Source organism: Bartonella schoenbuchensis R1 (genome assembly GCF_002022685.1).
Taxonomy (GTDB): Bacteria; Pseudomonadota; Alphaproteobacteria; order Rhizobiales; family Rhizobiaceae; genus Bartonella; species Bartonella schoenbuchensis.
This window is the reverse complement of sequence record NZ_CP019789.1, coordinates 776,865-801,700: the sequence shown is the minus strand read 5'-3', so window position 1 is coordinate 801,700 and position 24,836 is coordinate 776,865. Positions and strand designations below refer to the sequence as shown.

24 protein-coding genes and 1 pseudogene are annotated in these 24,836 nt (G+C 36.3%); 14 read left to right on the top strand and 11 right to left on the bottom strand.

What is annotated here, in order from left to right; genetic code table 11:
* Positions 1-132: 132 nt before the first annotated feature.
* The 3 genes from rpsD to BscR1v2_RS03420 form a co-directional block, all read right to left on the bottom strand.
* Positions 133-750: a 30S ribosomal protein S4 gene (gene rpsD / locus BscR1v2_RS03430; RefSeq protein ID WP_010703743.1), complete on the bottom strand. Its 618-nt coding sequence runs from the start codon at positions 748-750 to the stop codon at positions 133-135.
* 178 nt (positions 751-928) lie between these two features.
* Positions 929-1,741, bottom strand: coding sequence for a glutamate racemase (gene murI / locus BscR1v2_RS03425; protein ID WP_078689753.1), 813 nt, complete (start codon positions 1,739-1,741; stop codon positions 929-931).
* Entirely contained in the window at positions 1,734-2,573 is an 840-nt protein-coding gene (locus BscR1v2_RS03420; protein WP_078689752.1) for an RNA methyltransferase, read from the bottom strand. Before BscR1v2_RS03420 ends, murI begins: the two co-directional genes overlap by 8 nt.
* 322 nt (positions 2,574-2,895) lie before the next feature.
* Between BscR1v2_RS03420 and sfsA the strand changes: the two genes are divergently transcribed.
* The 3 genes from sfsA to radC are packed head-to-tail and all read left to right on the top strand — an operon-like array spanning position 2,896 to position 5,247.
* Complete coding sequence (gene sfsA / locus BscR1v2_RS03415; RefSeq protein WP_078689751.1) at positions 2,896-3,621, top strand: DNA/RNA nuclease SfsA; 726 nt, start codon at positions 2,896-2,898, stop codon at positions 3,619-3,621.
* Positions 3,605-4,435 carry a type I methionyl aminopeptidase gene (gene map / locus BscR1v2_RS03410; protein ID WP_078689750.1) on the top strand — a complete coding sequence of 277 codons (831 nt, stop codon included), beginning with the start codon at positions 3,605-3,607 and terminating at the stop codon, positions 4,433-4,435. The genes sfsA and map overlap by 17 nt, the downstream gene beginning before the upstream one ends.
* Positions 4,436-4,452: 17 nt before the next feature.
* A complete protein-coding gene (gene radC, locus BscR1v2_RS03405) occupies positions 4,453-5,247 on the top strand; it encodes a RadC family protein (RefSeq protein ID WP_078689749.1) in 795 nt (264 codons plus the stop codon).
* A 49-nt stretch (positions 5,248-5,296) separates the two neighbouring features.
* Here radC and BscR1v2_RS03400 read toward each other — a convergent pair whose 3' ends face one another.
* The 4 genes from BscR1v2_RS03400 to BscR1v2_RS03385 form a co-directional block, all read right to left on the bottom strand.
* Positions 5,297-5,509, bottom strand: coding sequence for a DUF3126 family protein (locus tag BscR1v2_RS03400; protein ID WP_010701184.1), 213 nt, complete (start codon positions 5,507-5,509; stop codon positions 5,297-5,299).
* Positions 5,510-6,367: 858 nt separating this feature from the next.
* Positions 6,368-7,141 carry an alpha/beta fold hydrolase gene (locus BscR1v2_RS03395; RefSeq protein ID WP_010703737.1) on the bottom strand — a complete coding sequence of 258 codons (774 nt, stop codon included), beginning with the start codon at positions 7,139-7,141 and terminating at the stop codon, positions 6,368-6,370.
* On the bottom strand, positions 7,138-7,584 hold the full coding sequence (locus tag BscR1v2_RS03390; protein WP_236829018.1) for a DUF192 domain-containing protein: 447 nt from the start codon (positions 7,582-7,584) through the stop codon (positions 7,138-7,140). Before BscR1v2_RS03390 ends, BscR1v2_RS03395 begins: the two co-directional genes overlap by 4 nt.
* 184 nt (positions 7,585-7,768) lie before the next feature.
* Positions 7,769-8,344, bottom strand: a complete 576-nt coding sequence (locus BscR1v2_RS03385) for a cold-shock protein (RefSeq protein WP_078689747.1) — start codon at positions 8,342-8,344, stop codon at positions 7,769-7,771.
* 304 nt (positions 8,345-8,648) lie between these two features.
* Here BscR1v2_RS03385 and BscR1v2_RS03375 point away from each other — a divergent pair, with 304 nt between their 5' ends.
* From BscR1v2_RS03375 to BscR1v2_RS03355, 5 genes are all read left to right on the top strand, one after another.
* Positions 8,649-9,782 carry an ABC transporter substrate-binding protein gene (locus BscR1v2_RS03375; RefSeq protein WP_078689745.1) on the top strand — a complete coding sequence of 378 codons (1,134 nt, stop codon included), beginning with the start codon at positions 8,649-8,651 and terminating at the stop codon, positions 9,780-9,782.
* A 123-nt stretch (positions 9,783-9,905) separates the two neighbouring features.
* Entirely contained in the window at positions 9,906-10,982 is a 1,077-nt protein-coding gene (locus tag BscR1v2_RS03370; protein WP_078689744.1) for a branched-chain amino acid ABC transporter permease, read from the top strand.
* Entirely contained in the window at positions 10,982-12,040 is a 1,059-nt protein-coding gene (locus BscR1v2_RS03365; protein WP_078689743.1) for a branched-chain amino acid ABC transporter permease, read from the top strand. The genes BscR1v2_RS03370 and BscR1v2_RS03365 overlap by 1 nt, the downstream gene beginning before the upstream one ends.
* Positions 12,037-12,819, top strand: a complete 783-nt coding sequence (locus tag BscR1v2_RS03360; RefSeq protein WP_078689742.1) for an ABC transporter ATP-binding protein — start codon at positions 12,037-12,039, stop codon at positions 12,817-12,819. Before BscR1v2_RS03365 ends, BscR1v2_RS03360 begins: the two co-directional genes overlap by 4 nt.
* Positions 12,806-13,516, top strand: a complete 711-nt coding sequence (locus BscR1v2_RS03355; protein WP_078689741.1) for an ABC transporter ATP-binding protein — start codon at positions 12,806-12,808, stop codon at positions 13,514-13,516. The genes BscR1v2_RS03360 and BscR1v2_RS03355 overlap by 14 nt, the downstream gene beginning before the upstream one ends.
* A 103-nt stretch (positions 13,517-13,619) precedes the next feature.
* Here BscR1v2_RS03355 and gatA read toward each other — a convergent pair whose 3' ends face one another.
* The gene (gene gatA / locus BscR1v2_RS03350) at positions 13,620-15,104 is read right to left on the bottom strand and encodes an Asp-tRNA(Asn)/Glu-tRNA(Gln) amidotransferase subunit GatA (RefSeq protein ID WP_078689740.1); all 1,485 of its coding nucleotides are present in this window, start codon (positions 15,102-15,104) and stop codon (positions 13,620-13,622) included.
* 29 nt (positions 15,105-15,133) lie between these two features.
* Positions 15,134-15,421: an Asp-tRNA(Asn)/Glu-tRNA(Gln) amidotransferase subunit GatC gene (gatC, locus tag BscR1v2_RS03345; protein WP_078663314.1), complete on the bottom strand. Its 288-nt coding sequence runs from the start codon at positions 15,419-15,421 to the stop codon at positions 15,134-15,136.
* A 155-nt stretch (positions 15,422-15,576) separates the two neighbouring features.
* Between gatC and ruvX the strand changes: the two genes are divergently transcribed.
* Entirely contained in the window at positions 15,577-16,056 is a 480-nt protein-coding gene (ruvX, locus tag BscR1v2_RS03340) for a Holliday junction resolvase RuvX (protein WP_010703727.1), read from the top strand.
* Here the strand turns inward: ruvX and BscR1v2_RS03335 are convergent.
* Entirely contained in the window at positions 16,041-17,666 is a 1,626-nt protein-coding gene (locus BscR1v2_RS03335) for an acyl-CoA dehydrogenase family protein (protein WP_078689739.1), read from the bottom strand. The genes ruvX and BscR1v2_RS03335 overlap by 16 nt on opposite strands.
* A gap of 112 nt (positions 17,667-17,778) precedes the next feature.
* Here BscR1v2_RS03335 and BscR1v2_RS03330 point away from each other — a divergent pair.
* The 4 genes and pseudogenes from BscR1v2_RS03330 to dprA all read left to right on the top strand — a co-directional run bounded on the left by BscR1v2_RS03330 (position 17,779) and on the right by dprA (position 21,895).
* Positions 17,779-18,743: pseudogene (locus tag BscR1v2_RS03330) on the top strand (aspartate carbamoyltransferase catalytic subunit).
* Positions 18,740-20,044, top strand: coding sequence for a dihydroorotase (locus BscR1v2_RS03325; protein ID WP_078689738.1), 1,305 nt, complete (start codon positions 18,740-18,742; stop codon positions 20,042-20,044). The pseudogene BscR1v2_RS03330 and the gene BscR1v2_RS03325 overlap by 4 nt, the downstream one beginning before the upstream one ends.
* 8 nt (positions 20,045-20,052) lie before the next feature.
* The gene (plsY, locus tag BscR1v2_RS03320; protein ID WP_078689737.1) at positions 20,053-20,706 is read left to right on the top strand and encodes a glycerol-3-phosphate 1-O-acyltransferase PlsY; all 654 of its coding nucleotides are present in this window, start codon (positions 20,053-20,055) and stop codon (positions 20,704-20,706) included.
* Positions 20,663-21,895 carry a DNA-processing protein DprA gene (dprA, locus tag BscR1v2_RS03315; RefSeq protein ID WP_194284952.1) on the top strand — a complete coding sequence of 411 codons (1,233 nt, stop codon included), beginning with the start codon at positions 20,663-20,665 and terminating at the stop codon, positions 21,893-21,895. The genes plsY and dprA overlap by 44 nt, the downstream gene beginning before the upstream one ends.
* Here the strand turns inward: dprA and BscR1v2_RS08495 are convergent.
* On the bottom strand, positions 21,825-22,031 hold the full coding sequence (locus BscR1v2_RS08495) for a hypothetical protein (protein ID WP_007477340.1): 207 nt from the start codon (positions 22,029-22,031) through the stop codon (positions 21,825-21,827). The genes dprA and BscR1v2_RS08495 overlap by 71 nt on opposite strands.
* Positions 22,032-22,277: 246 nt before the next feature.
* Between BscR1v2_RS08495 and topA the strand changes: the two genes are divergently transcribed.
* Positions 22,278-24,827, top strand: coding sequence for a type I DNA topoisomerase (gene topA / locus BscR1v2_RS03305; RefSeq protein ID WP_078689736.1), 2,550 nt, complete (start codon positions 22,278-22,280; stop codon positions 24,825-24,827).
* Positions 24,828-24,836 lie beyond the last annotated feature (9 nt).

The window sequence follows — 24,836 nt, the reverse complement described above, 5'->3', positions numbered from 1 at the left end:
TACGTACTCTATCGCAGAAAAAACTGATAACCTCAGCAAATTAATGATGTTATCAGTTCCAACGATTGCGAAACAACGTAGCTCTTTTAAAATACATAATCAAATTAGAGAGTGATAAACCTACTAAAAAATTTAGCGTGAATAAAATTCAACAACTAAATTAGGTTCCATGTGAACAGCATAAGGAACATCTGAAAAAGCAGGAATACGAGTAAAAGTCGCTTTCATTTTGCTATGGTCTGCTTCAATATATTCAGGTACATCACGTTCAGCTAACTGTATAGATTCTAAGACCAAAACAAGCTGCTTTGATTTTTCACGAACTTCAATAACATCACCTGGCTTACAACGGTATGACTGAATGTTGGTACGTCGACCATTTACATTGACGTGACCATGATTGATAAATTGACGAGAAGCAAAAATAGTAGGTACAAATTTTGCGCGATAAACAATAGCATCTAAACGTGACTCTAGAAGACCGATAAGATTTTCACTTGTATCACCGCGACGACGAACAGCTTCTTCATAAATTTTACGAAATTGCTTTTCTGAAATATCACCGTAAAATCCTTTTAATTTCTGCTTAGCACGCAACTGGATACCATAATCAGAAAGTTTACCTTTACGGCGCTGTCCGTGTTGACCAGGACCATATTCACGACGATTTACAGGAGACTTGGGACGCCCCCAGATATTTTCCCCCATACGGCGGTCAATTTTATACTTTGTTGATTCGCGCTTACTCATCGCATTTCCTTTACATAAAAAACAAGGTCAAAATATAGACCTCAAGGAAACGCACCCTCCTCTGCCTTCTAAAGTGAAGACTGACAGGATATCTCACACACAAATTTGAAAGCTATCCACGGGACACGTCAATTAATATTATTTTCTTAAAAGAAAAATTTAAAATAACTTTATTCAATTATACTTTAAAGTCAACTCCCTTTACTATACTAAAACCAAACTTTTGTAATAAATGCTCAGTTGCAACTCCTATAGTTTGCGATGTAAATAAAGCACAGTCTTCATGTTTCTTTATGTTTTTATTTTGTATTTCCTCTAATAATAACGATCTGGTGCGCCTGGCTATAGCTTTTGCTGGATCAATCCAACTTACCGGCCATAAAGCCTGCTTGTGAAATAAATTAATTAAAAAAGGATAGTGTGTGCAAGCCAAGACAATAACATCTGTATATTTGCCATTTTTCTCAACAAAGCACGGTAAGATTTCATGACGCAATTCTTTGTCATCGATAGGATTCCCACGTAAATAATTTTCAGCAAATCCTGCAAGTTTTGTACTCCCTACAAGCTGAACATGGCACTGATTGGCAAAAGAATCTATTAATTTATGTGTATATGCACGTTGAATCGTCCCAGGAGTTGCTAACACTGAAATAAGACCTGACTTTGTCTTTTTAGCTGCTAATTTAATTGCAGGTACAGTTCCAACAAAAAGAATATTAGGAAATTTTCGTCGTAAATCTGTTATCACCAATGTAGAAGCCGTATTGCAGGCAATAACACATAAAATAGGATTATAAAGTTTTAATAGATTTGTAAAAATCTTTAAAATGCGTTGTTTCAAAGCATCTTCACTCCAAATACCATAGGGAAATCCTGCATCATCAGCAACATAAATAAATTGGAATTCAGAAATAAGAGCGCGTACTTCCTCCACCACTGTTAACCCACCAATACCGCTATCAAAAAAAAGAAGTGGTCGCTCACTCATTAATGTTTACACCTGTTGTGATTTTCTTTTTGCGATTACGCCCCACAGGTGCACCGCTACCCCGTGGAAATTCAGGTGAAAAATGATCTAGTGAAGATATAACTCCCCGTAGCAGTCGAATTTCAGATTCACTCAATTTAGCACGTGTAAAAACAGAGCGTATATTGAGGACCATCACTTCTTTGCGTTCTTGCGGTCTAAAATATCCACGAGAATCCAAAGCATTTTCTAATTGCGATAAAAAACCGTGCAGCGTGGCTTTATCCGCTGATTTCATTTCTGCTACACGAAAAGCCGTATCGTTTAAATCATCTAAACCAGATTTCATCCACTCATAAGACATCAACAAAACTGCTTGGGCAATATTCAATGAAGCAAAAGCAGGATTAACCGGAAAAGTAACAATTTCATCAGCAAAGCTAATTTCGTCATTTTTAAGCCCCCACCTTTCTCTACCAAATAAAATACCTATTTTATGCCCAATACCTTCATGATAACGTAAAATACCTGCTGCTTCTACAGCACTTCTAACCGTCTTAAAACCACATCTTTTACGTGCTGTTGTGCCCAAAACATAATTTAAATCTGCGATTGCGTCATATAATGTATTAAAAACTAACGCATTATCAATTATATGATCAGCTTTACTGGCTGCAGCTCTAGCTTTTTCATTTGGAAATACTTCCCGTGGTTTAACCAGCCGAAGATTAGATAGTCCAAAATTTGCCATCGCTCTTGCCACCATACCAATATTTTCTGGCAATTGCGGCTCAACTAAGACAATAATTGGACCATTCATTATATTTTGACGACTCCTATTTGTCCCAGCCATTTCATCTCACCGATCTTCATAAATCATATCTCTATAGCTATTTTTTTCTGCAACTCAACCTCTCAAATCAATACTCCATGAAATAACCTTTTTAGTGACAAATTGTAGTCAATTTTATCTTCTCAATAGAAATTCATTGATTTATCTAAAAAAGGATTAAGTATGAATTCCGAAAGAAAAATGACTCTCGCACTCATAACAATGTTATTGATTGTTACAACTATTATTTTTTATGCCAATGTAACTATATCTGATGTGCTTCAACTCATCTAAATATAATTCTTGAGTTGAATTATAAGATTATGCCCTTTAATAAGGGAATATGTTCTTTGTTCCTGAACTCTATCCTGCAAAGCTTGTCCGCCGTTATAAACGCTTTCTTGCTGATGTTAGAAAGAATGATCAGCATATCTTTACCGTTTCAGTTCCCAACACAGGCTCGATGCTTGGGTTAACAACTCCCGACTCTAATGTTTGGCTTTCATACAGTAATGATCCTAAGCGAAAATATCCATATCGATTAGAAATTGTCGAAGCAGATAATATTTTGGTTGGCATTAATACAACTTTGCCTAACAAACTTGCATTAGAAGCAATTCAAAATGGCTTATTGCCCGAATTAAGCGGATATAAAACCATTTTAAGTGAACAACGTTATGGTACACACTCACGTATTGATTTTCTTCTACAAGATGACACCCTTCCAGAATGTTATCTGGAAGTAAAAAACGTTCATTTCATACGTCAAAAGGGATTAGCAGAATTTCCCGATACCGTAACAAAACGTGGTGCACGCCATCTTGATGAGCTCATAAAAATTGTGCAACAAGGAAAGCGAGCAGCTATGCTTTATATCATTCAACGAGAAGATTGCTCAGCTTTTACAGTTTGCCGTGATCTTGATCCCACTTATGGATGTAAATTTGATTTAGCTTTAAAATCAGGGGTAGAATTTTATGCTATAAAATGTCACGTAAGTATAAAAGGTATTTTTCCGATTCACCAAGTAAAAATAGAAAATAGCAAGAAAAATGACCAGTTATATTGAATATAATAAAGTACCCTTAAAATTTAATGGACAAATTCGTATCTTTGACGACTATGCTTTTTCTGAAATGCGTAAAGTTGGTCGCATTGCAGCAGAATGCCTTGATGCACTCACAGATATCATTAAACCTGGTATCACTACACAAGAAATTGATGATTTTGTCTTTATTTATGGAGCTGAACGCGGTGCTTTACCTGCTGACTTAAATTATCATGGATACAGCCACTCATGCTGCACATCTATCAATCACGTTGTTTGCCATGGCATACCCAATAAAAGGCCTTTGCAAGAAGGTGATATTGTTAATATTGATGTAACATTCATTCTCAATGGTTGGCATGGAGATTCAAGTCGTATGTATCCTGTTGGAAAAATCAAGCGTGCTGCAGAACGCTTGCTAAAAATAACCCATGAAAGCCTTATGAGGGGAATTGCAGCAGTTAAACCTGGTGCAACTACAGGTGATATTGGTGCAGCCATTCAGCGTTATGCGGAATCTGAACGGTGTTCAATTGTGAGAGATTTTTGTGGCCATGGAATTGGTCAACTTTTTCATGATGCACCAAATATTTTACATTACGGAAATTCAGGGGAAGGTGAAGAATTAAAACAAGGTATGATATTCACAATTGAACCCATGATTAACCTTGGCAAGCCACAAGTTAAGATTTTATCTGATGGCTGGACCGCTGTGACACGTGATCGTTCACTTACTGCACAGTATGAACATACAATTGGCGTAACAAATCAAGGATGCGAAATATTTACTGAATCTCCTAAAGATATTTTTTATGTTCCAAATTCATATGCTTAAATAAATGTAGTAATATTATGGCTAAAAAATCAAATAAAAATGGAGTCATGCAAAGCAATTCCTTTGAGCTAACATCAAGTGCTTCGCTTAATCCGACAGCACAAACAAAAAATGAAAAGCTTAAAACAAATTCAAAAATAACTAAACATTATGAAGGACATCGTGAACGTCTGCGTAAACGCTACTTAAAAACGAAGGGCAATGCAATTGAGGATTATGAATATCTTGAGCTATTGCTTTTCCGTACTCTTCCTCGAGTAAACACAAAAATAATAGCCAAAAATTTAATAGAACGTTTTGGCTCATTAACTGATGTGTTAAACGCTGATATTAACCTTCTTCAAGAAGTTCCTGGATGTGGCCCAGCTACTGCAATAGACTTAAAAATTATTTCAGGTGTCGCAGGACGCCTTGCTCGCGCACAACTGTCTAAACGTGATATTTTTTCTACGTGGGATAAAGTATTAGCTTATTGCAAAGCTGTTATGGCACATGAAACACGGGAACAATTTCGTGTTCTATTTCTTGATAAGAAAAACGGCCTACTTTCTGATGAGGTGCAACAAACTGGCACTATCGACCATACTCCTGTCTACCCTCGTGAAGTTGTCTCTCGAGCTTTAGAATTATCTGCATCAGGGCTTATCTTAGTTCACAACCACCCTTCCGGCGATGCTACACCTTCTGATGCAGATATATCAATGACGTACAGATTAAAAGACATTGCCAATGCACTCGGAATTATTCTTCACGACCACCTTATTATCGCGCGTAACGATTACACAAGCTTTAAAGCACTAAAACTTATATAAAACCAATTGAATGCAGAAGAAAATCGTGTTCCAATTACAATTAATTGCGTCACTTTCCTAGATCAATATCTAATATAGCCATTGAAAAGTTATAGGATAATTCATCTTCATCCTCATCCCGGTAAATAATACCCAAAAATTCATCCCCGATATAAACTTCACAAGAATCATCTTTTTTCGGCCGTGCTTTTACTTGCAATGCTGAATTTTGGAACGTCTTTTTAAAATAACTATCAAGTTTTCTTATTTCATCAGCATTCACTGCACTCTCCTACATTTTAAGATTATCAATTAATTCCTTTTTTGCAGATAAAATACTTCTATGATTCTGCAAAGATGGTAAAAATTTTTTATTCCCAATCTTTAATCCTGTTATTTATGTTTAAAACAAGATCATTTTTACAAACTTTATTGAATAACTTTCAATAAAAAGCCTATAATTATTATTAAATTCTAAAATAAAAAAATAAACAACAATCTTCGTTTTATTTTTTTATTTAGCCCCCTCTTCTATAAAGATATTCGAAACATACCTTAAATATCAATCGCCACAATGCTTAGTTATTTTATTTCAAGTAAAGTCATTATAAATAAAAACATTATTTCCTACAAACAATGTTTTACTTACCATGAAACTTTTTGCATAATCTACAGTAATCTTTTTCCAATAATTATTTACTAAGTAAATAAATACCAACAGAAAATATTTTTGAAAAATAAATTTACTCTTTTGTTTTTATTTCTATAAACAATAACTTTGAACTAAAAAGAAAATAAGTTCAATTAATTTATCGTGAAGAAGATTTTTATTCTAGCATAAGTTGTATTAAATTTATAGAAGTTACGATTTGTCTATAAAAATCTATGATATAAAAATTATTCCATTTATTTTGCAAATTAAAAAACTGAAATATTTAATTGAATTATATTATTTATTTCAATATTTTTATATATAAAAATTAAATTATAATATAATCGCTTAATGTAAGCTTTTACCAATATCTTTCTGTTTTTAAACATAAGCTGTACAATAAAACAGAAATTCCGAATAAGCTGTTTATATTTTCAAAACAACAAAATGTTAAATTTTATTTTAGCTTTCTATAAATATAAATGAATTTCATGCAATCGGATAACGAGAAAGAAAGTCGATAACACCTTTTTTATAGACCTGATCTCCCACAGCAAGCATATGATCTCTTCCAGGAATTTCTAACACTTCACCATGTGGCAACAAAGCTACTAATGGTTCTGCCTCACCACTGATATCATCCAACGAACCAACAGCAACAAGTGCAGGTTGCTTGATTTTATGAACATCAGACTCTGTTAATTTTTGTGCTGATGTCATGATACAAGTAGCAAGAGCGCGTCTGTCACTTTTAGTTTGATCTACAAACTTACGGAACATTAGACCACGTGCATTAGTAATAGTTGAAACATCCTCTGCTAAAAGAGCTTCTGAAACGGGTTTCCAGTCACCTCCCCCTGTTACCATACCAATCCCTAAACCTCCAAAAATAACACTATGCACATATGTTGGATACAAAAGCGCCATAAATGCACTGATCCGAGCACCCATGGAATATCCCATAACATGAACTTTAGATAATCCTAGGTGTTGAAGCAATTTAACCGCATCGCCAGCCATAGCTTGAGGAGTGTAAAATAAAGGATCATAACTTTTAACTGAATCACCATGGCCACGATTATCGAGAGCTATAACTCGATAACCTGCTTCAACAAGGCTACGAAACCACCCTGTTGCATACCAATTAATCCGTGCAGAAGATCCAAAGCCATGAATCAACAAAATAGGAATACCTTGACCTTCTTCGCGATAAGCAAATCGTAAACCATCGTGTTCAAAAAAATAAACATCTTTTGCTGTCATTCTCTATTACCTTTACATTTCCCACAAATAGCAGGATGAATAACACGCTGCCCTTTTTGTATGTTTTTATCAGCAACTTCACCAGCATTGAGTTCAATAGCGAAAGCTGCCGGCACTATTGATGAAATAATATCTTCCGAAAATATACGGGTATTTTCAACAATTGAAACAATAATTCCCTCAGAGTTTAAAAAAATCATATCCAAGGGTAAAGGAGTATTTGCCATCCACATAAACATTTCCTGTGTATTCTCAGATGTATTATTTACTGAATTTTTAAATAACATTGCATGATTTTGAGGAAAATTAGTGCGGTACATCAAGCCAGCACTTGACTGAGCTTGTGAAAAAGCAATTTCAACATTGTAAGAAAGTACACCTTGTTTTGTATGAATTATTAAAGGGGTTGAATCAACTGGAATTTGTATAGGCTTTTTTGCCATAGTCACCTTTATACCTACACAAAAAAATACCCCTATACAAAAAAAGATCAATTGAATGATTTGTTTTCTTTTAGAAAACTTCAAATATCTTACTCCTTTTTAATGATTAATTTCATCTTTATCAGAAGATAAAAAACATTAAAATTTAAAACAAAAGAAATAAAATAAATTATAATATTGAAATTTAATGCGTAGCAAATGGAAGTGCTATATCAGGGTAAATTTCTGCTGTCATCAGGCCTTTTTCTCCTTTACCAAAACGCACAATAACAACTTGACCAGAACGGAGCTCTGCTAAACCAAAACGACGCAATGTTTCCATGTGAATAAAGATATCTTCTGTTCCCTGCCCTCGGCTAAGAAAACCAAAGCCTTTATCACGATCAAACCATTTAACAATTGCACGCTCTAAACCACTTTCAGGAGTAACTATAATATGTGTACGTACCGGAATTTCTGATGGATGAACAGCAGATGATAAATCAACAGACTTGACCTGGACACATTTTAATCCCCGTTCAGTTTTCTTTACAACGCAAATAATTTTAGCGCCTTCCAAAGCTGTTTGAAATCCATCTCGTCGCATTACAGTAACATGTAATAATATATCAGGAAGACCACATAAATCAGGTACTATAAACCCATACCCCTTACTGCCATCAAACCATTTAATAACACCACTAATTTCAGTAATTTCACCACAAATATCGAAATTATCTTCAGACAGGGAATAATTTTTTAAGGTATCCTTACTCGTCATAATCAAACATGATTCCTGTAGGGTTAAATTCTACAAATTGATTCTTATCACGTTCAGTAAACATTGCTATTGTATCAACAAGCAAGCCCCAAGATAAGATTTCCCCTACATTGTAGTAACACCTAAAATTTGGCAAATTAATCCACAATATAAATACTTCTCTGAAACGCTTAATCGTATACTTCACACAGTTAATAAAGAACCTTCATACACAATGATTAATTTTTATTAATTGTGTAACTTGCATGATAATAGAGTTCAATATAAAGTGTAAAATTACAATTATAAATAAGGGGAGTATACAATGCAATTGAAGAAATTCCTCACTATAATCGCTACAATGGTGATGCTTATAGCAAATGCTTATGCTAATGCTCCTATTAAAATTGGTGTTTACCTTCCATTAACAGGCCAAAATGCATTTGGAGGCCAACTTGAACTGGAAGGTATACAGTTGGCACATAAAAAAATACCCGAGATACTAGGACGTAAAGTCGAGCTTATTATTATTGACAATAAATCCGATAAGGTAGAAGCAGCTAATGCTGTCATGCGTTTAACTGCAAATGACAATGTTAACGGTATTATTGGAACTTATGGTTCTTCATTAGCATTAGCTGGTGGAGAAGTATCTGAAAAAGCAAAAACTCCTGTTATCGTGACTTCAGCAACAAATCCGCTTATTACGCATGGCAAAAAATACTCTTTTCGCACATGCTTCATTGATCCTTATCAAGGTGCAGGTGCTGCAACTTACGCAATTCAAAATTTACATGCAAAAAAAGCAGCTATATTAAAAGATATATCAAGCGATTACGCAATTGGACTTGCAAATTATTTTAATCGTTCATTCAAAAAATTAGGTGGTGAAGTTATCTTAAATTTAAACTATAATTCTGGAGATCAAGATTTTTCAGCTGCTCTCACACAAATTATAGCACAAAAACCTGATGTTTTATTTATCCCATCTTATTTTTCTGAAGGTTCCATTATCATGAAACAAGCACGTGAATTAGGTGCACAATTCCGCATCATGGGGGGTGATGCTATGGACAACCCAGAAACTATTGCAATTGCAGGACAAGCTGCAGAAAACTTTTTACATACAACACTCCCCTACGATAAAAATATGCCAAATATGTCAAGAGCTGCACAAGAATTTACAAACGAATGGAAGACAGCTTACCCTCATAAAGAGCCAAATATCAATTCAGTTTTAGGGTACACAGCTTACATAATGTTTATGAAAGCTATTGAAAATGCTGCAAGTGCTGATCGTGAAGCAATCACTATAGAATTGAGTAAATTGAAAGATGTACAAACACCTTTTGGTAGTATGTCTATGGATGAAAATCACAATCCTCAAATCCCTATCGGTGTTATTGAAATAAAAGGTGGCAAACGTATCTATTTAAATGAAATCAAGCCTGCCATTTAATTTTAGAACATTGATCATTAAATCAAAAATATAAGATCTGATTGAAAATTATTCTTTCAATTAAATTATTCAAAAATCTTATATTCTACCCTATATGAACTAACAAATGCAGAAGGACAAAAGATGAATACTGAAATGTTCATTCAGCATTTTTTTAACGCGCTAGCATTGGGATCGCTTTATGGGCTTATCGCGATTGGTTATACCATGGTTTATGGTATTTTAAGATTAATTAATTTTGCTCACGGCGATATCTTTATGTTAGGGGCATATTTCGTTTTCTTTTCTACAATTAGCTTTATGCCTGCGTGGGTTGCTGTCCTGCTTATATTGTTAGCTCTCCTCATTTATTATTCAGTGTTTATAGGGTTTAAAAAACGCCCTGAAATTTATTGGATTGCAATTCTTTTTATCCTTATTTTAGGGCTTATTTATTATTCAAAAATTGCTCCACAAAATTTCACACCGATTTGGATTTTGGCCATTTGTTTCTCAATTTTTATCACAAGTGCACTAGGTATTGCTGTTGATCAATGTGCCTATAAGCCTTTGCGTAATGCTCCACGAATTTCGGTGCTCATCAGTGCAATTGGTATTTCCTTTTTCATTGAAAATCTTGCAACTGTACTTTTTAGTGGTGTTCCCAAGGGTGTGAAACAGCCAGATTTTCTTGTCACACCAATCCAATGGCATTTCGGACAAGGATCAGATGCAATTATTCGAATTAGCCCTATGTCCTTTATTGTTCCTGTTGTTTCCTTTATTCTTGTTGTTCTCTTGTTATGGATTATTCATAGAACAAAACCTGGTCTTGCTATGCGTGCAATTTCGCATGATATTGAAACTGCTCGTTTAATGGGTGTTTCTGTTAACAAGATTATCGCATTCACATTTGCTATAGGTTCGGCATTAGGTGCCATAGCAGGAATCATGTGGGCTTTACGTTATCCTCAAATCCAGCCTTATATGGGTATACTTCCTGGACTAAAAGCATTTATCGCTACTGTTATTGGAGGTATTGGATCAATTCTAGGAGCAATGCTCGGAGGATTATTATTAGGTTTTCTTGAAATTATGATTATCGCCTTTTTCCCAGCTTTATCTGGATATCGAGATGCTTTCGCTTTTATTTTATTAATTGTTATCCTGCTGGTAATGCCAACTGGTTTAATGGGCAAAAAAAGTCAAGAGAAAATCTAATGGCAAAATCAACTACGCTTTTTCTATCATTTATCAGTATTGTGGCTCTCATCGGTTTTTTATTTTATGCCGATACTCATTTTAATAACTATACACTGCGTATTATCAATCTTATTGCTATAAACGCCATATTGGCAATCTCTCTTAATTTGATTTACGGATTTACAGGTATGTTCTCTCTTGGACATGCTGGTTTTATGGCTATTGGTGCTTATATATGTGCAATTTTACTTCTCTCTCCTGAACAAAAAGAAATGATGTGGATTCTAGAACCGATAGCTGAACCATTGCAAAATTTGCAATTACCTTTTTTTATTGCTGTCATTATAAGTGGTTTATGTGCTGCAGCTATAGGCTTATTGGTCGCTTTGCCTATATTACGCCTTGGTGGTGACTATCTTGGAATTGCAACATTAGGTTTTGCAGAAATTATTCGCGTCATTATTACCAATGCTACATCTTTAACAAACGGTTCATTGGGAATTAAAGGAATACCCCAAAATGCTACATTGTGGTGGAATTATGGTTGGTTAGCATTTACAATTATTTTTATAACTCTTCTATTACAAAGTAATATTGGTAATGTATTGCGCGCTATTCGTGATGATGAAATCGCCTCAAAAACAATGGGCGTCAACACTTTCTTCTATCGTAGCCTTTCTTTCACTGTTGGTGCATTTTTTGCAGGTATTGGAGGTGCATTAACAGCTGCTCTTATTTCAACCATCGATCCTAAAATGTTCAACTTCCTTCTAACCTTTAATATTTTGATGATTGTTGTTGCCGGTGGTCTTGGTTCTATTACAGGAAGTATTGTAGGCAGCATTATTATTACAGTGATGCTTGAATCACTTCGTATTATTGAATCTCCATTAAATTTAAGTTTTATATATATTCCAGGAATACCAGGACTACGTATGGTTGTTTTTTCACTTCTATTGCTGATAATTATCTTATTCTGGAGAAAAGGATTATTAGGTCAACGTGAATTTTCATGGAATTGGATTTATTCCCTTTTAACAAGGAGGACACTCTCTAGTAGTGAGGAAAAGTCATGAATGACATTATTCTTTCACTTAATGATGTTATAATGCGTTTTGGCGGATTAATCGCTGTTAACAATATCAATATGGCTATTAAACGGGGAACAATTACTGGATTAATTGGTCCCAATGGTGCTGGAAAAACTACTGTTTTTAATATAATTTCTGGTTTTTATACACCTACAAATGGAAAAATTCTTCTAGATGGAGAAAATATTTGTGGTCTTTCACCTCATATTATTTGTAAACGCCATATTGCACGAACATTTCAAAATATTCGCCTTTTTTCAGGATTAACAGTATTGCAAAATGTCATGGTTGGTGCCCACGTTCGGCAAAAATACCCATGGTTTGCTTCCGCTCTTTTATTACCAAGTGCAATTAAAGAAAAAAACAAACTTTATAAAGAATCGATGGAGATTCTTGAACGACTTCAGCTTGCTTATCTCGCCAACCAGCCAGCAACTACCTTGGCTTATGGTGCACAACGGCGTTTAGAAATAGCTCGAGCTTTAGCGACAAAACCTAAATTACTTCTTCTTGATGAACCTGCTGCTGGAATGAATCCTCAAGAAAGCGAAGAACTTAGAAAATTCATAGAAAAAGTAAGAACAGAATTTGATCTTACAATTCTACTCATTGAACATGATATGAAAGTTGTCATGGGGCTTTGCCAAGACATTTGGGTGTTAGAATATGGCCGTTGCATCGCCAATGGCACACCAGATGAAATTCGCCATAATCCTAAAGTTATTAAAGCTTATCTTGGGGGAGATATGTATGAACATTCTTGAAATAAAAAATCTTCACGTTCATTACGGCGCTATTAAAGCTGTTCAAGATATTTCTATGTTCATAAAAAAAGGGAATATAGTAACTTTAATTGGTGCCAATGGAGCAGGAAAAAGCAGTACTGTACGTTCTATTGCAGGACTTAACCGGCCTATTTACGGAGATATTATATATAAAGGTGAATCTATTACAGAAAAGCAGCCCGAAGAAATTTTACAATTGGGCATTGCATTAAGTCCTGAAGGGCGGCGTATTATGCCTCATTTGACTGTTTTAGAAAATCTCCAGCTAGGCGCTTATATTCGTAATGACAAAGTCGGTATTGCTCATGATATTGAATGGATATTTGACTTATTTCCACGGTTACGTGAAAGATCCAAACAATTGGGTGGTACGATGTCAGGCGGTGAACAACAAATGCTGGCTGTAGGACGTGCACTTATAAGCAATCCTGACATGGTGATATTGGATGAACCGTCTCTTGGTTTAGCACCACTTCTTGTACAAGAAATTTTTTCGATCATCCGCAAAATTAATGAAATGGGAAAAACTGTTCTTCTTATTGAACAAAACGCATTTGCAGCTCTTTCTGTTGCCGATTATGCTTATATTTTAGAAGCGGGTAAAATTTCATTTCATGGTAAAAGCCAAGCTATGCTTTCTGATCCACGAGTAAAAGAAGCATATCTTGGCGGCTAAAAAATTATAATACGAAACTACAGTCCACTCCCAAAGATCTTTCCCTGTCTCTTAAGGAGAGAGTATTTTTATTTCTTCATAAAAAATGTAAGCTTGTGATTTTTTATGGCCACCATTTTTCAGCATTTAACGTTCCCGCTGCCTGCTCTATAATGTAAGCTATCTGAAAAATTGTTTCCTCAGCAAAAGGCTTACCAATCAATTGCAATCCTAGTGGTAAACCATTTAATGATAAACCTGCAGGAACAGAAATACCTGGTAATCCCGCCATATTAACTGACACAGTACAGATATCGTTTAAATACATTGCTATTGTGTCATTCTTTATTTTTTCATCAGCAATACCAAAAGCTGATACCGGTGTTGTAGGCGTTAAAATAGCGTCAACACCAGCAGTAAAACATTGATCAAAATCACGTTTAATTAATGTTCGCACCTTTTGAGCTCTAAGATAATAAGCATCATAATAACCTGCAGAAAGAACATAGGTACCAATTAAAATACGCCGTTTAACCTCATCACCAAAGCCAGATGAGCGCGTATTCTCATACATTTCAATGACATCTTTCCCTGGCATACGAAGCCCAAAACGGACACCATCATAGCGTGCTAAATTAGAAGACGCTTCTGCAGGAGCTACAACATAATAAGCGGGCAAAGCATATTTTGTATGAGGTAATGAAATATCAATAATCTGAGCCCCTGCTTCCTTTAGCCAATCCATCCCTTTTTGCCAAAGATCAACAATTTCAGCAGACATTCCTTCAATATAGTATTCTTTTGGAATACCAATTTTCATTCCCTTAATTGATTGACCTATATAATTTTCATAATCAGGCACAGGTACATTAACCGAAGTTGAATCTTTATCATCAAAGGAAGCCATTGATTTAAGCATAATCGCGCAATCACGCACATCTCGTCCGATAGGCCCAGCTTGATCAAGCGATGAAGCATACGCTATGGTCCCCCACCGTGAACACCGCCCATAAGTCGGCTTTATTCCCACAGTACCAGTAAATGCTGCTGGCTGGCGTATTGACCCACCAGTGTCAGTTGCTGTTGCTCCTGCACAAAGTCGTGCTGCAACAGCAGATGCAGAGCCACCTGAAGAACCACCTGGGACAAGTTTTTCATCTGATCCTTTTTTCCGCCATGGATTAATAGCTGGCCCATAATGTGATGTTTCATTAGACGATCCCATCGCAAACTCATCCATATTAAGTTTGCCTAACATAACCGCCCCATCTTTCCACAAATTAGCCGTTACTGTTGATTCGTATTTAGGTTTAAAACCATCGAGAATATATGAACAAGCTTGAGTATGGACATCTTGTGTTGCAAAAAGATCCTTAATTCCTAGTGGAATCCCCTCTAAAATACCAGCTTGCCCTTTCGCAAAACGCTTATCTGATTCAGCAGCCATTTTTGTTGCTTGTTCTGCTGTTAACGCCACATAGACATTTAAAGTTGGATTAGCTAACTCAATTGCTTTTAAATAAGCTTCTGTTAATTCAGTTGCTTTTAGATCTCTCTTTGTTAAAGCATCACGAGCTTGTGCAATCGTTAGGGTTGTTAAATCAGTCATATTGATTCTCGAATTTTAAATATTAAAAATTACTCGACGACCTTTGAAACAAGAAAGAAATTTTCTTCTGTTATAGGTGCATTTGCTACAATTTCTGCAGCTTTATTACCATCTGTAATATTATCTTCACGCATTCGCAAAGCCATAGGCATTACCGATGTTAATGGTTCAACTCCATTGATATCAACTTCATTAAGTTGTTCTACAAACTCTAAAATGGCATTAAATTCCTTTGTCATGCGTTCTGTTTCATCATCATGAATAGCAATACGCGCTAAATGTGCCACTCTTTTGACTGTTTTATTATCAACAGACATATTATGCCTTTCTGCTCAAATTTGATTGCGACATTACTCTCTTCATGTTTTGGCTATACAAGCTCACTTCTATAAGCGCAAGAATATTGATATCTGTATCAAAACTTCACTATAAATATTAACCTAAAATATTAAGAAACTCTAAGTATAAACACATGGCTGTCATTAACATACATGAAATTACTACACATCTTTTACCCAAACAAACGATAGCAGGTTTGGATTTGGGCACAAAAACTATCGGAATTGCTATTTCTGATATCAGTTTAACCTTTTCAAATCCACGTCCCGTCATTCAGCGAAAAAAATTTACATTAGATGCCCTTACACTTGTTCAAATCTTTAATAATGAAAATGTAGGGGTTGCCGTTATTGGCTTGCCTGTTAACATGGATGGAAGTAACGGCCCTCGTGTTCAAGCAACCCGAACTTTTGTTAGCAATATGGGAGCATATACAAAAATTCCATTTGTTTTTTGGGATGAACGATTGTCAACAATTGCTGCACAACGCTCCCTTTTAGAAATGGATGTATCGCGCGCTAAAAGAGCAGCCCGTATTGATTCTGCAGCTGCTGCTTTTATATTACAAGGCGTTCTTGATAGAATTCAGAACCTAAATCACACAGAAGGATAAAGAATCTCCAATAATTGTCCGGGATTATATCGTGCAATCATCATACCATAGGATAGTCTCCATTGTCCTCCAAGGCGGCTTTCCATGTAAGCATTTACAATATATTCCATTTCCTTATAACGTAATGATGCAGTTGCAGCAGCATATGCCACTTGCTCAACAAAAAAACGACCTGCTCCTTCATTTGTTGAAGCCATATGGATAGCAGATTTGATAATTTCAACTGCTCGCGGACCTGCTGACCCAATATTAGTTGCAATTTTTTCTAACAGTTGCTGAAATAATCCAGGTGCTTTATTAGCTATAAGAATCGCGTCCCTCACCAATTGATTAGAATCATTATTTCTAACTATCCGTGCAGATCCATCATGTAACATTTGCGATAATGGATTGCCTTCCACAAAACTTTCTAAACCAAGCTGTGCAATAATTTCACTAACAATAGGAACAACTAATTGATTTACATGACAAGCAATAATAGGCGTCATAATACGTGCAAAAGCTGCTTCAGCGCGACTATTTGTAGCATTATCAAATGCCCGTGCTAAACGTAAAACCAATGCTTGTGAAGCAGCAATATCAAGTGCAATATCAGCAAAAATACGCTCTGTTAGTGGTGGTAAAGGCTGATTTGGCATTTTTTGTCGAAAAAAGTCTATGCCAAATTGAAGTGCTGCGCGCAAAACACCTGTTGATATCACAGACTGATCAAAGCGTGTCATAGTCTCGATATCTTTAATTATTTTAGCCCCCTCCCCAATATTTCCCAAAAGCCAACCATAACTGCCTTGGAAATGGACAACCCCCTCTGGCACTGAATATTCTCCAGAACGCTGCAATAAATAATGAATTGAGATATTATTTATTGCACCATTTTCTTGCACACGTGGAACTAAAAAGCAGCTTAAATGACCATCTATTTCCGCACTGACAAGATATCCATCAGCGACCGGATTAATAACATTGGTTTTCACACTATTTAAATGATACAGATCACGCCCCATCTTTTCATCAAAAGAAACTTTCTGAGCAATTGGAAAACTAGAAGGATATTTTTCACTTTTTGCAACATTATCAAAAGCGCAAGTAAGAGAAGCACCTTTTTTATCATCAATAGGCTTGAGGGATGAATCATATTGACGTGACAAAAGAACGTTTCGCCATCTTTTAAATAACTTAATGTCACCAATTAATACTGCAATAGCTGCACTTGTTATAATAACCTCATTCAAATGACCGGTTTCCAGACCGGCAGATAAAGCTAAACGAATAGCACGTGCCTGATAACGTATTCCACTTTCCGAAGCTATATTTTCCCACAGTGAAGTACTTAACCCCACTTGTCTAGAATATCTTTGAAGAGTATCATAGGCAGGGTGAATTTCTAACTGTTCTGTTAATTGGCTCCATTCGGTATTATAGCGTAATATGGGGCGATGGTGATTTGCTAAACGGGAGAGATCTCGTGCTTCATGGCTAGCTACAAATGCCCCTATTTCTTCAAAACTTGCTAATAAAGATGCAGGCAAATTAGATGCAATACGAAACATAAGTGTATCACTAAGAAACGCATTTTTTCGGTGGCCATTCTGCATAAACAGAGCACTCATAGTATATTCCTTATTCGAATCATTGATATCATAGACTATTTATCTTTTTACATTTATTACATTCAAACAAATACTTGTTTAAATTCTTTAGAAATCTCTAGAAAAGAATGTTATGACTCAAAATACTCTTTTTCCGATTTTCCCCTACCGTCATCTTTTAGGTATTAAAGGTTTAAATGTACAAGACCTTACCACACTGCTTGACCGTGCAGATGCAAATATTACTTTTTCCAAGACAATTGACAACAAAAAACCACACTGCACGGACGTACTCAAATTAATCTTTTCTTTGAAGCCTCCACGCGAACACAATCCTCATTCGAACTAGCTGGTAAGCGGTTAGGAGCCAACGTGATGAATATGGCTATCAGTAATTCATCCGTCAAAAAAGGAGAAACATTGATTGATACAGCAATAACTCTCAATGCAATGAATCCGGACATACTCATCATTCGCCATAACTGCGCCGGAGCAGCTGCTCTTTTAGCACAAAAAGTTGATTGTTGTGTCATTAATGCAGGCGATGGTGCACATGAGCACCCAACACAAGCTTTATTAGATGCCCTGACTATTCGAAGAATAAAAGGACGTATTGAAGGATTAACTGTTGCAATTTGTGGAGATATCTTGCATTCACGTGTCGCACGTTCCAATATTATTAGCCTTAATGCTTTAGGAGCACGTGTTCGTGTTATTGCTCCTTCAACACTTCTGCCAACTGGAATAGCAGACATGAGCGTTGAAGTTTTTAACACAATGAAAGAAGGTCTTAAAGGTGCTGATGTTATCATGATGTTACGCTTACAACGCGAACGTATGGTAGGTGCCTTTATTCCTTCCGTTCGTGAATATTTTCATCATTTCGGTTTACATAAAGAGAATTTAGCTTATGCAAAAAGTGATTGCATCGTCATGCATCCTGGCCCAATAAACCGTGGTGTAGAAATTGCTTCTGACATAGCAGATGGAGTACAAAGCGTGATCCACACACAAGTAAAAATGGGAATCGCTGTGCGCATGGCTGTAATGGAAGCCTTACTCGATTCGCGTCATAATTGGAGTGGAGAAAAGAAATGACAAAACCAATGGTTTTTCAAAACGCTCGTATTGTTGATCCTTCGCGTGCAATTGACGAAATTGGTACAGTTATTATTGAAAATGGACTGATTATAGCAGCTGGCAAAGAAGCTTTAAATCAAGGAACACCCGAAGGTGCAGAAATTATTGATGCGCAAAATAAAGCGATTCTACCTGGACTTGTTGATGCACGAGTTTTTGTTGGTGAGCCAGGAGCTGAGCACCGTGAAACAATCGCTTCAGCTAGCCAATCTGCGGCAGCAGGAGGTATTACTTCCTTCCTCATGATGCCAGATACACAACCAGTTATTGATAATGTGGCGCTTGTTGAATTTATTACGCGCACAGCACATGAAACGTCATTGGTCAATATTTATCCTGTTGCTGCTATCACCCAAGGTTTAGGTGGACAAGAAATTGCCGAATTCGGTTTATTAAAAAATGCAGGTGCTATCGCTTTTAGTGAAGGGAAAAAAACTCTTCAAAATTCATCTGTTATGCGACGCGCAATGACTTATGCGCGTGATTTTGATGTCACTTTGATTCATGAAACACAAGACAAAGATCTTACAGGTCAAGGTGTTATGAACGAAGGTTTATTGGCAAGTTGGCTTGGCCTTTGTGGAATTCCGCGTGAAGCGGAAATCATTCCATTGGAAAGAGATTTACGACTGGCTGCATTAACACAAGCACGCTATCACGCTGCACAAATATCAACAGCTATGTCTGCCGATGCTATTCGTTTAGCAAAACAGAACAATACAAAAATTTCAGCCGGCGTATCCATTAATCATTTATCCCTTAATGAAAATGATGTCGGTGAATATCGTACCTTTTTCCGTTTAATGCCTCCACTGCGTGCAGAAGAAGATCGTATAGCAATGATTGAAGCAATAAAAGATGGAACAGTTGATATTATTGTTTCTTCTCATGACCCTCAAGATGTTGATACAAAACGCTTACCATTCCAAGACGCTCAAGCAGGTGCTATTGGCATGGAAACTCTCTTAAGTGTGGCTTTACTCCTCTATCACAATGAAATGATATCTCTTTTGAGGTTGACTGAACTCTTATCAACAGCACCTGCAAAACTCTTTGGTCTTAATGCTGGAACACTCATAAAAGGTGCTAATGCAGATCTCATTTTAGTTGATCTTGATGAACCATGGATACTATCTTCAGATATGCTTCATTCACGTTCAAAAAACACACCATTTGAGAACACACACTTTCAAGGACGTGTTATCCAAACACTTGTTAAAGGCCAGTCAGTGTTTAAGCTTGATCAACAAATTAAATGAGATTTTTGATGAATGAAATAGAAGTGCTCTTTCAAGTTCATATAGGATTTATTTTTCTGATATCTTATCTCATCGGTTCTATCCCATTTGGACTGCTTTTCACACGCTTTGCTAAACTTGGCGATATAAGGACAATTGGCTCTGGAAATATTGGAACGACAAATGTTTTACGTACAGGAAATAAGACAATTGCAGCTCTTACTTTTCTTTGCGATATGCTAAAAGGAACTATTGTTATCCTAATTGCAAAACTTCTAATCTATCCAGCAGGAAGCAGTATTCCAGTAGAACACAGTATTATTGTTATTCTAGCTGGCTTTTTTGCTTTCTTAGGACACATTTTCCCCATATGGCTTAAATTTAAAGGTGGCAAAGGTGTTGCTACTTATCTAGGTGTATGCTTAGGGTTTTACTGGCCATCAGCAGTTGTTTTTGTCATCATCTGGATAGGAATTTTTCTATTTACGCATTATTCTTCATTATCCGGGCTTATTGCTGTTATTATTGTTCCAATTTTTATTTATTTTTTTTCTCCTTACTTCTATGCTCATTGCATAATAGTAATAATGAGCATACTTGTAATTATAAAACATCACACGAATATCAGTAGATTATTAGTTGGGAAAGAAAGTAAGATTGGCACTAAAAACAGAAATAAATAAAGGGATTCCACTTACTGATCATCAACGTTTAAACTGGTTGCGGTTATTACGTAGTGAGAATGTTGGGCCTGTTACTTTTCGTAATTTAATTGATCATTATAAAACAGCAGAAAATGCTTTGGCTGTACTTCCTGAGCTTAGTAGAAAAGGTGGTCGTTGTGCACCTATTCGAATAGCAACGTTAGAAGATGCTGAAAAAGAGATGCAAAAAGCTGAAAAATTGGGTATTCGTTTTGTCGGCGTAGGAGAACCAGATTATCCAGCATATCTTAAGGTAACAGAAGCCTCCCCACCACTCATTACTATCAAAGGCAATGTTTCAGTTTTTCATAAATCCTCCGTTGGGATTATTGGCTCTCGAAACGCTTCGGCAGCAGGTAAGAAGCTAACTGCTCAATTTTCTCATTTTCTTGGTAACGCTGGTTTTATAACCATTTCTGGACTTGCACGTGGAATTGATAGTATTGCTCACCAAACAAGTTTAAAAACAGGTACCGTTGCAGTTATGGCTGGCGGAATTGATCATATCTATCCTCCTGAAAATAAAAAACTTTATGATGATATTATCACGAATGGTGGAGCAATTATTAGTGAAATGCCTGTTGGTTGGAAACCACGTGCTATCGATTTTCCAAGAAGAAATCGTATTATTGCAGGTTTATCGCTTGGCCTCTTAGTAACAGAAGCAGCTATGCGGTCAGGATCCTTAATTACAGCCCGTCAAGCTGTTGAAATAGGACGATTAATTTTTGCCATTCCCGGTTCTCCACTTGATCCAAGATCAGTTGGTACAAATAATCTTATTAAAGAAGGTGCTTTATTGGTTACACACCCTTCTGATATTATAGAAACACTTACACCATTAGTCTCAAATACTGTAAGTTCTCAGCTCAATCTTTTTGAAAAAGAATATCCAATTCAATTTCAACAGGAAGGTTTTAGTTTACCTAATACAGAAACTGATAAATCTGCTTCTACTAGAAATGATTCAGAACGCCTAGCTGTCCTTTCAGCTCTTTCAACAACTCCAATTGATCTAGATACATTAAGTAGTCATTCAAATATTCCCTTACAAAACCTTTACCTCTTATTAGTTGAACTTGAACTTGCTGGGAAGCTTATTCGACACTCTGACGGTTGTGTGTCATTGTCGGCGTTGAATCCTCCCCAAGCCCCTCAGAGTTATTAATAATACTTTGCCCCTCTTTGGCTACCATATCCAAGAGTAATGCTAAAAGTGGACTATGAGCTTGACGCGCCATTTGACTCATTTGTTTTGACATATCCGTGATATAATGGATAATTTTTAAACGATTTATAAGCATATTTTTTTTATCCTTGAGCATTCTCCCCATCTCTCAATAGATGTTATCTTAATATTTTACCGCATACTTTTTTATATGAGCCACGGAAAATAAGTTATGCAGTCTCTTATAAAGTGTATTTTAAATAATAACAATCAAAAGTTGTATAATATAGTTTTTTTATGTGTTCTTGACTAATTGCCATTAGCTATTCATTTGAAAGGAGTTTATAGAGAGAATTTTTTATTTTAACATTCGGATAAAATCATGGATATCGTTATCGTCGAATCTCCAGCTAAAGCAAAGACAATTAATAAATATCTTGGACCTCAATATAAAGTAGTAGCATCATTTGGGCATGTGCGTGATTTGTCTGCAAAAGATGGCTCGGTTCTACCTGATCAAGATTTTGCCATGAAATGGGATGTCGATACTGCTTCTGCAAAACGTTTAAATGAAATAGCAAAAGCAGTTAAAGAAGCTGATAGTCTTATTTTGGCAACAGACCCCGACCGTGAAGGGGAAGCCATTTCATGGCACATTCTTGATGTTCTTAATCAAAAAAAAGTTTTAAAGGATAAACCTGTTAAACGGGTTGTTTTCAACGCAATCACTAAAAAATCTGTACTTGATGCTATGAATAATCCGCGTGATATTGATATATCGCTCGTTGATGCTTACCTTGCGCGCCGCGCTCTTGATTATCTGGTTGGTTTTACACTTTCACCTGTTTTATGGCGTAAACTACCAGGTTCCCGTTCAGCTGGTCGTGTTCAATCGGTTGCTTTACGTATTATTTGCGATCGCGAATCAGAAATAGAACATTTCATTAAAGAAGATTACTGGTCGATTACAACATCCTTAAAAACGATTCGAGATGATAATTTTTACGCGCGACTGGTAGCATTTAACCAAGAAAAACTTGGAAAGCTTGATATTAAATCCTTAGAACAAGCAGAAAAAATCCGCTCCATGCTGGAGGAGGCAGAATATCGTACTTTAAATGTTGAAGCAAAACCTATAAAAAGAAATCCTTCCCCACCATTTACAACATCCACGTTACAGCAAGCTGCCTCTTCAAAATTAGGTTTCTCTCCTTCTCGTACTATGCGAATTGCACAAAAACTTTATGAAGGTGTTGAAATTAATGGTGAAACATCAGGTCTTATCACTTATATGCGTACAGATGGTGTACAAATGGCAACAGAAGCCATTGATTCAGCACGAAAAGTGATTAAAGAATCCTTTGGTAATAACTATGTTCCTGAAAAACCACGTTTTTATTCAACAAAAGCAAAAAATGCACAAGAAGCGCATGAAGCTATTCGCCCAACAGATTTTCAACGCAACCCCAATCAAATACGCAATTTTCTTGATAGTGATCAAGCAAAATTATATGAATTGATATGGAAACGCGCTATTGCAAGCCAAATGTGTTCTGCTGAAATTGAACGTACAACAGTCGAAATTCAAGCGATTCAAGGAAAAAATAATGCAAATTTGCGTGCAACAGGGTCTGTTATTCGCTTTGATGGTTTTATTTCTGCCTATACCGATCAACGAGATGAAGAAAATAGTGAAGATGATGAATCAGCGCGCCTACCCCACATCAACGCTAATGAAGCACTAACAAAAGAAAAAGTTGAGGTAACTCAACACACTACAGAGCCCCCTCCCCGTTATTCTGAAGCTTCATTAATCAAAAAACTTGAAGAATTGGGTATTGGTCGCCCTTCAACTTATGCCTCTATATTAGCGATACTTTCTGAACGTGGCTATACTGTAACTGATAAACGAAAGCTTGTTCCTGATGCTAAAGGACGTATTGTCACAGCTTTTCTTGAAAGTTTCTTTAACCGTTATGTAGAGTACGACTTTACAGCAAATCTTGAAGAAAAACTCGATCTTATATCGGATGGAAAACTAGCTTGGAAAGATGTTTTACATGACTTTTGGAATGAATTTAATGCATCCGTTACCGATATCCAGAAATTGCGTATAACGCATGTCCTTGATGCCTTAAACGTAATATTAGCACCTCTTGCTTTTCCTACGCGTGAAGATGGAAGTGATCCCCGATCTTGTCCTCTTTGTACAAATGGCCAGTTATCGCTAAAATTAGGGCGTTATGGTGCATTTGTTGGCTGTTCCAATTATCCTGAATGCAAATATACACGCCAACTTGGTATAGATACAGAAGAAGAAAGTGAAGCTGTCCGCAGTGACGAGCCTCTTGTACTTGGCGTTGATCATGAAACGGGAAAAGATATCTTTCTTTGCACTGGTCGCTTTGGTTCATATATTCAACTTGGTCAAGATAAAGGAGCAAAACGTGTAGGGCTACCAAAAGAGTGGGCAAGAAAAAATATTGATCTTAATCAAGCCCTATCTTTGCTATCTCTTCCCCGTGAAATTGGAGTTCACCCTGAAACAGGAAAAATAATCACAGCCACAATTGGGCGATATGGCCCCTATCTTTCTCATGACGGAAAATCTGCAAATCTTTCTGATATCAATGAAGTTTTTGAAATTGGTATCAACCGTGCTGTTACAGTGTTAGCTGAAAAACAAGAAAATAAAACAAAACGGGGCCGGATAACACCTGAAGCACTGATCACATTAGGTGAGCACCCAGAAGGTGGAACTGTCACTGTGCGCGATGGACGTTATGGTTTGTATGTAAATTGGGGAAAAATTAATGCCACATTACCAAAAGATAAAGACCCCGCTGATGTAACACTTTCAGAAGCATTAGACCTTCTCTTAGCCAAAGCATCCACCCCTAAAAAAGGGCAAAGAGTGAATAGGAAAAAATAGTTACACAAG